A 10,476-nucleotide genomic window follows, 5' to 3' on the forward strand; every position below is an offset into this window, starting at 1 on the left:
GGCATGGAATCACGCCAGTCCGCTCACAGCAAGGGCCTTTTTCCGCAACCTGTTAGATCGTGGTGTTCAGCAAACCGCAGTTGATGCCACCTGCGCCCTCTGGATGAATCCGACCAATGCTAGCCTTTCGTGGCTTCGGCGCTGCCGCTGATGGGTCTCGCAACCCAATGGCCGGCCGACACAGGCTCGAACTTATCCTCGTCGCCGTGTTCCGGAAGTGTAGGAATCATTCGTCGCTCGCCACTGCGCCGGCGCCCAAGGCGGGGAACGGCTTCGAGAAGGCTCTTCGTATAAGGGTGCTGCGCGTTTTCGACGATCGCTTCGGTCGACCCGTGCTCCACGATTCGGCCGCGATGCATGACGGCTATCCTGTCGCAGAGATGAGCGACGACGGCCATGTCATGCGATATGAAAAGGTACGAAAGCTGGCTGTCGCTTTGCAGTTCCGCAAGAAGATCCAGTATTTGTGCTTGGACGCTGACATCAAGGGCCGAGACCGGCTCGTCGGCGACGACCACGCGCGGCCCGGGCGCAAGAGCGCGTGCAATCGCTATACGCTGGCGCTGCCCTCCTGAAAACTCGTGGGGATAGCGATCCGCGTGCTCCCGTTTGAGACCCACCTTTTCCAGGAGGTCTGCAACGCGGCCGTCAATCTCCTTCCAGGTGGATATGCCGGTGGCATAGATTCCCTCACCGATCTGACGGCCAATTTTGAGCTTCGGATTAAGAGAGGAATAGGGGTCCTGAAAAATCATCTGGCAGTGCCGCATAGCGTCCCGGCGCTGCGGCACCGAAAGTCCAGCAACATCCGTCCCCTCGATGCGTAGGCGACCTTCACCGGCTGTTTCAAGCCCGACAGCAATACGGCCGAGTGTGGATTTCCCCGAACCACTTTCACCAATGACGCCTAGCGTCTCGCCGTGCTGCAGACTGAGGGAAACGCCGCTGAGCGCTCTCACCTGCCGGCCACCGGCCGAAAAAACCTTGGTAATGTTCTCCAGCGCGAGGATTGGTGCTTTGGTCATGGGGTTACCACCCTCGTCTTTTCCCGGCGCTGGCGCATCGCCCTTTCGACGGTCAGGTGCGAAGCGAGCATCGACTTCGTATATTCGTGCGTCGGCGACGACAGTATCTGTTCCACGGGCCCGCTTTCGAGGATGCGGCCACCTCGCATGACCGCGACGCGATCGGCAGTTTCGGCGACGACGCCTATATCGTGGGTGATGAGCAGAATGCCGGAACCGTGGCGCAGCTTGAGATCGACGAGAAGATCGAGCACCTGCGCCTGCACGGTCACGTCGAGCGCCGTTGTCGGCTCGTCGGCGATCAGCACGCCTGGCTTGAGGGTCAGCGCGGCGGCGATCATAACGCGCTGGCGCATGCCCCCGGAGAGCTGGTGGGGATATTGGCCAAGCATTTTGCGGGCATCTGGAATGCGGACATCCTCAAGGGCGGCGACGGCCTCTTCGATCGCCTGGCGGCGCGGCGTATTGCAGTGGCGCATGAGCCCCTCCGACATCTGCCGGCCAATCGTCAAGACCGGATTGAGCGACGTCATCGGTTCCTGGAAGATCATTCCGATCTTTGCACCACGCACATCCTCGATTTCGTGGCGTTTCAAGCGGGCGATATCCTGGCCGTCGATTTCGATCGACCCCGTCATCGTTGCTGCTTCGGGTAGAAGGCGCATGATGGAAAGTGACGTCATGCTCTTGCCGCTGCCGGACTCGCCGACAAGTGCCAGGATTTCACCCCTGGCAACCTCGAAACCAATAGTGTCCACGGCCGCAAACGAGCCCGCGGCGGTGGGAAAGGTGACCCTGAGGTCGCGGACGCTTAGGAAAGGTTTCGTCATGACCGCACCTTTCGGCGTGGATCGATCAGGTCCCTAAGGCTGTCACCGATCAGATTGAAGGAGAGGACGGTCAGGCAGATGGCAAGTCCCGGGAAGATGAGGATCCAAGGAGCCTTTGTGATGTAGTTGCGGCCCGATGCCAGGATCGCACCCCATTCCGGCGAGGGCGGCTGCACGCCGAGACCCAGGAAGGAAAGCCCAGCCGCCGAAAGGATGGCGGAAGAAAAACCGAGCGTCGCCATGACGATCATGCTTTGCAGGATATTCGGCATCACATGGACGCGAACCAAACGTCCGGATCGCGTGCCCGCAAGCCTTGCCGCCTCAATGTAGGGTTTTGCGCGCTCGGCTGCTGCGAGCCCGTAGGTCACGCGGGCATAGAAGGGAACAAGGCTTATGGCAATCGCCAGGGTGGCGTTCTCGATACCCGGTCCGAGAAAGGCAACCAGGGCAAGCGCGATCAGCGTATCCGGAAATGAGTACAGGACATCGATGAGGCGCAGAAGGCACGCTTCGATCAACCGACCGCCGAAGGCGGCGACGAGACCGATGAGGCCGCCGATGACAATGCCGCTGAGAACGGCGGTAAACCCGATCCCAAGTGACAGGCGGCCGCCCAGCAGCACGCGGCTGAGCAGATCGCGGCCGAACTCGTCCGTTCCGAAAGGATGAGCGATCGATGGCGCGGATAAGCGCGGTCCTGCAGCCATTCTCATAGGGTCGAAAGGAGCCACATACGATGACACCAAGGAGAGGATGACTATGACCAGGGCGAGCGCTACTCCTAATATTACGCTCAAAGGCAATCTGCGGCGTAAGACGCGTCTTGTTGCTACAGCGCTCATCTTTGCCTCATGCGTGGATCGAGAAAGCCGTACAGAATGTCGATCAGCATCGAAACAATGACGACCGAGCTGGCGAAGACGACGATGAACCCCTGGATCATCGGATAGTCACGCTCGAGCATTGCCTGCACAGCGAGCCTGCCGATACCGTTCCACGAGAATACATTCTCAATGATCACCTGCCCCCCGAGAAGATAGGCAAAGACCAGCCCGACAACTGTCACGATGCTGATCAGCGCCGGCTTCAAGGCGTGAACGAGAAGCACCTGGCGCTCGCGCAGCCCACGTGCGCGGGCGGTGCGGATATAGTCTTCAGCCAGGACCTCGACGAGAGCGGAGCGTGTCATGCGCGCAACCAGCGCGCAGTAGGTGAGACCAAGCGTCAATGCCGGCAGAATGATGTTGCGAAAGCCCGAGCCGGCAACCGGTAACCAGCCCAGCTTGAGTGAGAACACCTGCATCATGATAAGCCCGAGCCAGAAGCCGGGGATCGAGACGCCGAGAACGGCGACAACCATGACAGCCGTATCTGTCAGCTTTCCGCGATTGATTGCAGCAAGAAATCCGAGCGGTATGCCGATCGCAAGCGCCACCAGAAGACCCGAAACGGCAAGCGAGAAAGTGTTCGGCAACCGCTGCAGCAAAAGTCGGGCCACTGGTTCGTTGCCGCGGATCGTGGTTCCGAGATCGCCCTGGAAGACGTGCAAGGTATAGAGCGCCACCTGCTGCCAGACCGGCAGATCGAGCCCGAGCCGCGAGCGCATTTCAGCCATGGCCTCCGGTGTCGCGGTCACGGATTGCGCCATCATCGCCGTCACAGGATCGCCCGGAACGATGTGGATGAGAATTCCGGAAAGGACAATCACCACAACGACCGTCGCCAGCGCTATCAGAAGCCTTTTTAAAATGAGAGCGAGCATTCGAACCTATCTGTATGGGAATGCTGCCCCGGGCTAACCGGAGCAGCGCCCGTCATGTCGTTACTTGACGGTTACGTCATTGAAGAGAAGCGACACCATGAAACCCATCTTGAAGCCATCGACCTTCGATGTCGAAGCCATCAGCCAGCCCCAGCCCGGCGAGAGCAGAGGAATGGCATAGGCGTTTTCCATCAGGTACTTCTCGATATCATGGATCTTGGCTGCACGGGCATCGCCAGAAAGCTGACGCTGCTGCTCCAGCATGGAGTCGACATCGGCATTGATGCCCATGTTGACGAAGCCGGGACGCTTCCACAGGAAGTAGAGGTAGTCGGGATCGACACCCGACATGCCCATCGTCCAAACGGCCGGTTCGCCGTCCGTACGGTCGTTGACGCCCTTCATGTAGTCGAAGAAAGCAGCAACTTCGCGGGTCTCGATATCCGCCTGGACGCCGATGGCAGCCAGATCCTGCTGCATGATCTGGTGCATCTGGTCCCAGCCCGGCAGCTTGTGAACAAGCAATTTCAGCTTCAGCGGCTTTTCGGGCGTGTAGCCGGCCTTTGCCATAAGCGCCTTTGCGGCCTCCGGATCGTACTTCACGCCCCAGGTTGCGCACAGAGCCTCATCCGTCGAAAACAGGTTCGGCGCGACCGGGCAATTGTCCGTGTTGACCAGGCCTTCAAAGGCAATGGACGCGTAAGCATCGCGGTTCATCGCCATGCCGATCGCCTTGCGGATGTCGGGATTGTCGAGCGGCTTGATCTTCCAGGTGAAGGCAGCGAGCATCTGCTGGCCCGAGAGATCCGCAGCATAGACCTTGAAGTTTTTGTCCGCTTTCAGGTCACCGGCTTCCTCCAGGGAAGGTTCGACCATGTCGACCTCGCCCGAGCGCAGCGCTGCCATGCGGGCCACAGCCTCCGGAATGACCTTGAGCGTTAGCTTTTCGATATGCGGCTTGCCGGGATTTTCGATAAGCGGGTTGACGTTCTTGTAGTCGGCATTTGCTTCGAGCTGGATCCTGTCGTTCCGGGTCCAGCTGACGAGCTTGAAGGGTCCGGTTCCGATCGGCTTGAATTCCTTGCCCGATACCGATGATGGGCAGATGAACGACGCCTGTATGCTGGTCAGGAATGAGGTGAAGGGGCCATAAGGCTGCGAAAGCGTCACCTTCAGGACCTTGCCATCCACGCTGGTCTTCGTGATCGGCCCCCAGGCGGACAGATTGGGGTTGATGGTGGCCGGATCCAGCGCGCGGTCCAGGCTCGCCTTGGCAGCCGTTGCGTCGAAGGTACTGCCGTCATGGCACTTGATACCATCGCGGATCGTGAAATCGTATGATTTCCCGTCCGGAGCCATGGTCCACGCACTCGCAAGGCCCGGATGAACGGAGCCATCCTTCGCCATCGTCAACAGTGTGTCGAAGATGAGGTTGGTGATCTGCAGGGACTGCGTCGTGCTCGCCTTTTGCGGATCGAGGCTGTCGGCATCGACGGAGCGCGCAACCGTAAGGTTGGCGGCTCCCGCAGAGAAGCCGGTCAGAACAGCCGCAAGCGCGACCGTGGCCGCGCCACTGCGGGCAAGCAGTGTTTTCGTTTGTCTATTCATCATGCTTCGTTCCCTCTATTGATTTTCTTACTCTTTCACGCGACTGAAATCTGCGGTCGCCTGTTCTTCCAGGGGCGGGCAACCTCCAACTGAGAAGCCAGCCTGAACAGCAGACCTTCGGCCGCCGGCGCCGCTGCGAATTGCACGCCGATCGGCAGGCCCTCCGCATTCCATACCAACGGCACCGACATTGCTGGCGAACCGTTGACGTTGAAGATATGCGTGTAGGGCATCCACGAAAGGTAGAATTCGTAGTGGCCGCGCATTGATGTCGATGCGGGAAATGCCGCATGTGGTAGGGGCGGCTGGGCAAGCGTCGGCGACAGGAAAACGTCGTATGTCTGGAATGTCGAGGAAACGGCGGACGCCACCTCGTGCAGGCGCGTCGTGGCCACGTTGACATCGACGGCGCTGATGCGGTTTCCGGCATCGATCATGTCCCAGAGCATCTGTGGGAAATCATCCTGCGCCAGCTTTCGGCCGATGAAGCTTTCCTCCAGGCGCATGTCTGTCGCATACTCCGCAAGAATGAAAGTCTCGAACGCGCTCCACCCGTCCTGCGGCAGATTGATATCGAAAGGCTCGCATTCGTGGCCGAGGCTTTCGAGCAACTTGACGGTTTCCGCGACTGCAGCCTTGCAGTCGGCATGGGTAGCCGCGCCGTAAGGTGCTCGGGTCGAGACACCAATTTTCAGCTTGCCGGGATCTCGGCCCACCTCGGCGGCAAAATTGCAGCCGGCGGGGCTGTTGAAGAACTGGCCCTGATAGGGTCCTGCCGTCGCATCCAACAGTGCAGCACTGTCCCGGACGGAGCGGGTGAGCGCGTGCTCCACAAGCATGCCCTGCCATGTGCTGCCCGAGGGCGCAACGGGATTGCGGCCCCTGCTGGGCTTCATGCCAAAACATCCGCAAACCGAAGAGGGCACGCGGATCGAACCGCCGCCGTCATTGCCGTGGCCCATCGGCACGATGCCTGCGGCAACGGCTGCAGCTGTCCCGCCGCTGGACGTGCCGGCCGTTCTGCCAGTATTCCAAGGATTGTTGGTGACGCCATGGGCTCGCGAGCGCGTCGTCCAATCCATTGCCAGTTCCGGTACGGCCGTCTTGGCAAAGGTCACGAGACCGGCTTTCTTGTAACGGCTGACCAGTTCACTATCTTTTTTCGGCTTGACATCCTTGCGCGGTGGCCATCCGGCACCCGTCGGCTGGCCTGCATAATGCGCCGTAAGATCCTTAAGGACAAAAGGCACGCCCTTGAATGGCCCCTCGCCCAATTCTTCCTTGATGAAGCGGCGTGCTTCGTCTTCAAAGGTTGCGACCACCGCATTCAACGCATCATTGGTCGCCGCCGTTCCTTTGAGCGCGGTTTCAAGCAGTTCGGTCGGCAGGACATCGCCTTTCGCCACAAGTTCTGCCAGTCCCGTCGCATCGTAAGTTCTATATTCACTGAGCTGCAATTTTCGATCTCCGGTGTCGAAGTGCACAAAAATACGGCCAGCACATATTTTTGGCATGATCCCGAAGGGTGAGACAGGAAAATTTTTCATATCACCCCAAAGGGTGATATGCTTTTGCGAGACGACAATCATTGCCGGAGCCCTCATGCAGCGCTTGCGCTCTCTGAACAGACGATCAGTCCCCCCAAGCGCTTCCACAGGCATGATTGACCGCCCTCGCCTGACACACTTGGCCCAGCTCCTCGTCACGCACCGATTGGCCGTGGTGCACGCGCCGGCGGGCTCAGGCAAGACGACGCTTCTTGCACAGTGGCACCAAAGCCTGACTGAATCGGGGTTTTCAACAGTCTGGTATTCGGCGGGCGAGGATGACAGGGATCCGCTGAGTTTTGCGGAAGGGCTTTTCCAGTCTGTCGAACAGGCATCAGGCGGCACTGCCGAGCATAAACCCTCCACCGATCGCGCCGATGTGCTCCGTCGCCTGACCGCTGTTGTCGCCGAGCGCACGGCGGAGCAGCCCTTGGCCCTGTTCATAGACGATTACCACCTGGCCGAGGGCGGGGACGGCGGCGAGGCTATCAATACCCTGCTCGCCGCTCGCCTGCCAAATCTGACAGTTGTCCTTGCCAGCCGAAACCGGCCATCCATACCTGTCGGCCGGTACCGCGCGAACGGCGAAATGATCGACATTCCCGTTGAGGACCTGCAGTTCAGCGAAGGGGAGACCGAGAGTTTTTTTCGCATGGCGTCGAAGGTCGCCCTGACGGCCGATGAAAGCCGCCAGATGCATGCGCACACCGAAGGCTGGGCGGTGGGCCTGCGGCTCGCTGCCCTGGTCATAGGACGCGCCGCCGGCAATTTCGTTGCCTCCGCGCCGTCGGGAAGCCACCGTGCATTCGCAGACTATTTCCTCGAGGAGGTGATTGCTGGACTGCCCTCCGAAGTCTGCGAATTTCTTGCGCGGACGTCCCTGCTCGACACCTTGAACGCCGAACTGTGCAACGCCGTCACGGGACGAGACGATGGCGATCAGATGCTATCGTTCCTGGAGCAGGGGCAGTTGTTCGTCGTCGCGTTACCGGGAACCCTGAGATGGTACAAATATCACCATCTCTTCCAGGAGTTTCTGCAGACCCGCCTCTATGCGGAGGATCGCCCGGCCGTTGAAGGCATCCATGCACGTGCGGCGCAATGGTTCATCGACAACGGTTCGCCTGTTGACGCCGTTCGCCATGCCTTTCTGGCGCGGCGATCGAACTGGGCGGCAGAACTCATCGAAGCCTACTGCCTCTACGACTATCTTAGCCATGGTCGTTTCGACACCTATTCGCGCTGGATGCAACAACTGCCCCGAGACGCGCGCGAGGAACGGCCGCTGCTTCTTTTCCTGCAGGTCTGGCGGTCCATCAACATGTGCCGCTTCCTGCAGGCCGAGCAGACCCTGCAGACGATCGAGGTCGCGGCGGCCGACCCGGACAGTCCGGTCTCGGTTATCGCCGCCCGCACGGGCCTCGACATCGGTGGCCGCCTCCACCTGATGCGTGCACTCGTCGGCGCCTATGGAGGCGATCTGGCAGCCGCTGATTTCCATGTTTCCCAGCTGGTGGGACGGGAGCTCGATCGCCTGGCATTCGGACAGGTCGACCTGGATTCGATCCACAGTTACATCGCCTTCAATCTCGGAAACCTCGAACTGGCCGAACGCCTGACCTGGCGCGCAAACGGGGTGTATGACGACATGGCATGCCACTGGGGTGGCATTCATTCCCGCTGCATCGCCGCGATGTCATACATCGCGCGCGGGCTTTTTCAGGAGGCGAGGCATGTCGTCACCGAAGCGTTGGCCATTGCCGAGCAGAATTTTGGGGAGCGGTCCTACATGGTCGCGCTGCCCTCGGCGCTTCTGGGGCTGATCGTCTATAACGACAATGATCTCGAAGAGGCCGAACGCCTCTGGAGACGCGCCATTCCCTCGGAAAAGGCGACCGATGTATCCGGCCTCAGCGAACGCATTTTGATCGCAACCACAGGTCTCGCTCGGCTTTTGGACGTCACCGGCCGTGCAGAGGAAGGGACAGCACTTCTCGTACGCTCCAGCAGGAAGGCTTACGAAGCAGAAGATTTCCGCCTGGAGTTTCAGCTGTGCGTAGAGCGCGCCGACCGGGCATTTCGCCTCAGCAGCCCCGCCGAGGGCCGGCGGGAGTGGGAACGGCTGTCCCTCCAGTTACCCGAGGCACGAAACAGGTTTCCGTCTTCCGCCTGGCAGATCTGGGATCCTTTCCGAATTCTCGAGGCACGAATTCTAAGGGAAGCCGGGCAAACTGATGCTGCAACTGAAAAGCTGCTGGCACTTGCCGAGCGCGCCCGGGCCGAGGGTCGCCTGCTCACCGCATTGCAGGCCGAGGCGTTAGCCCAGCAAATGGCGCCGCGCGGAACGGCGACGATAGCAAAGCAAAACGTGGCGACCGGAAATGTGACAGGTGCTTGGCGGGTTCTCTGCGACTTTGTAGCTCCCGATGCCGCGACTTCGGGTTTCGCCGCGAAGCGAAAGACCCCGCCCAGTTCGCGTTCGCGAGACACCGTCATAGATCTTACTCAGCGCGAAATGGAAGTTCTGAAACTGATGCGTTGGGGCCATTCGAACAGCGAGATCGCAATTAAACTCGACATCAATCTGAACACCGTGAAATCGCACGCGAAGAGCATTTTTGCAAAACTCGGTGTCAAGAACCGCATGCAAGCGGTCCTGACGATACTCGATTGATCGCCAGCATCAGAAGCTTGCTTTTGCCTTGATGCGATCTGAACCCTACCACTCACCCTGTGAGACGTTTTCCTAGCAATAACATAGAGTTGGCGCGCAAGGCTGATTTATGGAACTCTTCAAATCAAATCGCGATATGTCCTTTGCAGTGTGGCTTCTTTCAAACGAGCCGCAACCAGCCAAAAATCTTGTCTTCTCGATGCGATCTTCGGTTGACGTCGACGCGGAAATTTCCTGTGTCATAATGCACTTGGACCGGTACATCGTATAAGGCTGCACCCTCGCCGGAACGGGCCGGCGAGGGAAATAGTCAGTGAAACTGACGACCTAAAAATTTGCCTCTCTGCAAGCTTACCAAGCTGAAGACATATCGGGAAGATGTGGGTCGTCAAAGGTCGGCATCAAATCGATATAAGGCGTCAATCGCTATCAACCTACCTTTGCCAAAGTGGACAGCTAGGGAAAAAATTCGGCGCTCAACGGACCTAGAACTCCTCCCAGCTCTCGTTAGCCGTGGCTGCTGCCTGAGCGCCGCCGTTAAAGGCACCGGCGAGTTTCGAGCGCAGGGATCGCGCCGGGGACGCAACGGGCGACACTCCGGTCGGAGCGGGCCTGACCTGAGTGGCGCGAACAGGGGAGTGAGCTGATGCCAGGTGGGGAGCTGACCGGCTCGTGCCCCTCGCGGTCGGGGATGAATTCGCAGCGAAGCCTCCTGAGCTGGTTCTCAGGTTGAACTGGCCCAGCAGGTCGTTCAGCGCGGCCACCTCCTTGGTGAGGCTGTAGCTGGCGGCCGTCGACTGCTCAACCATTGCCGCATTCTGCTGGGTGCCTTGGTCGATCGTGTTGACTGCCGTGTTGATCTCCGCCAGCCCGGTCGACTGTTCGCGTGCCGCCTCCACGATAGCACGGACGTTTTGGTCGATCTCCTCGACCTCTTTGACGATCTGTTCAAGCGACTGTCCAGTTCGTCCTACAAGCTCGACACCATTTTTAACCTGAGATCCAGATGTCGAGATCAGCGCCTTAA

The 10,476-nt window shown here is 59.5% G+C and carries 8 protein-coding genes; 1 reads left to right on the forward strand and 7 read right to left on the reverse strand.

The features are described 5' to 3' along the window. Window positions 1-119 precede the first annotated feature (119 nt). The 6 genes from EQW76_RS28030 to EQW76_RS28055 all read right to left on the reverse strand — a co-directional run bounded on the left by EQW76_RS28030 (window position 120) and on the right by EQW76_RS28055 (window position 6,685). Window positions 120-959, reverse strand: a complete 840-nt coding sequence (locus tag EQW76_RS28030) for an ATP-binding cassette domain-containing protein (protein WP_244615516.1) — start codon at window positions 957-959, stop codon at window positions 120-122. Between the two features lie 62 nt (window positions 960-1,021). Beyond that, on the reverse strand, window positions 1,022-1,855 hold the full coding sequence (locus EQW76_RS28035; protein ID WP_142831753.1) for an ABC transporter ATP-binding protein: 834 nt from the start codon (window positions 1,853-1,855) through the stop codon (window positions 1,022-1,024). Then, on the reverse strand, window positions 1,852-2,565 hold the full coding sequence (locus EQW76_RS28040; RefSeq protein ID WP_244615515.1) for an ABC transporter permease: 714 nt from the start codon (window positions 2,563-2,565) through the stop codon (window positions 1,852-1,854). The genes EQW76_RS28035 and EQW76_RS28040 overlap by 4 nt, the downstream gene beginning before the upstream one ends. 131 nt (window positions 2,566-2,696) lie before the next feature. After that, entirely contained in the window at window positions 2,697-3,620 is a 924-nt protein-coding gene (locus tag EQW76_RS28045; RefSeq protein ID WP_142831751.1) for an ABC transporter permease, read from the reverse strand. Window positions 3,621-3,680: 60 nt separating this feature from the next. After that, window positions 3,681-5,231 carry an ABC transporter substrate-binding protein gene (locus tag EQW76_RS28050; RefSeq protein WP_142831750.1) on the reverse strand — a complete coding sequence of 517 codons (1,551 nt, stop codon included), beginning with the start codon at window positions 5,229-5,231 and terminating at the stop codon, window positions 3,681-3,683. A 32-nt stretch (window positions 5,232-5,263) separates the two neighbouring features. After that, window positions 5,264-6,685 carry an amidase gene (locus tag EQW76_RS28055; protein ID WP_142831749.1) on the reverse strand — a complete coding sequence of 474 codons (1,422 nt, stop codon included), beginning with the start codon at window positions 6,683-6,685 and terminating at the stop codon, window positions 5,264-5,266. A gap of 202 nt (window positions 6,686-6,887) precedes the next feature. Between EQW76_RS28055 and EQW76_RS28060 the strand changes: the two genes are divergently transcribed. Further along, window positions 6,888-9,449, forward strand: a complete 2,562-nt coding sequence (locus EQW76_RS28060) for a LuxR C-terminal-related transcriptional regulator (RefSeq protein WP_161991000.1) — start codon at window positions 6,888-6,890, stop codon at window positions 9,447-9,449. A gap of 485 nt (window positions 9,450-9,934) precedes the next feature. On the opposite strand, the gene EQW76_RS28065 is transcribed toward EQW76_RS28060, so the two are convergent. Beyond that, window positions 9,935-10,476 (reverse strand): methyl-accepting chemotaxis protein (locus EQW76_RS28065; protein WP_244615514.1); only part of this gene is annotated, 542 nt, incomplete at its 5' end.

It is taken from the genome of Rhizobium sp. rho-13.1 (assembly GCF_007000305.1).
GTDB classification, from domain to species: domain Bacteria; phylum Pseudomonadota; class Alphaproteobacteria; order Rhizobiales; family Rhizobiaceae; genus Rhizobium; species Rhizobium rhododendri.

Bases quoted from the DNA above. Each gene is read 5' to 3' on its own strand.
- EQW76_RS28035 (WP_142831753.1), bottom strand. From the start codon at position 1,855: ATGACGAAACCTTTCCTAAGCGTCCGCGACCTCAGGGTCACCTTTCCC.
- EQW76_RS28040 (WP_244615515.1), bottom strand. From the start codon at position 2,565: ATGGCTGCAGGACCGCGCTTATCCGCGCCATCGATCGCTCATCCTTTC.
- EQW76_RS28045 (WP_142831751.1), bottom strand. From the start codon at position 3,620: ATGCTCGCTCTCATTTTAAAAAGGCTTCTGATAGCGCTGGCGACGGTC.
- EQW76_RS28050 (WP_142831750.1), bottom strand. From the start codon at position 5,231: ATGATGAATAGACAAACGAAAACACTGCTTGCCCGCAGTGGCGCGGCC.
- EQW76_RS28060 (WP_161991000.1), top strand. From the start codon at position 6,888: ATGATTGACCGCCCTCGCCTGACACACTTGGCCCAGCTCCTCGTCACG.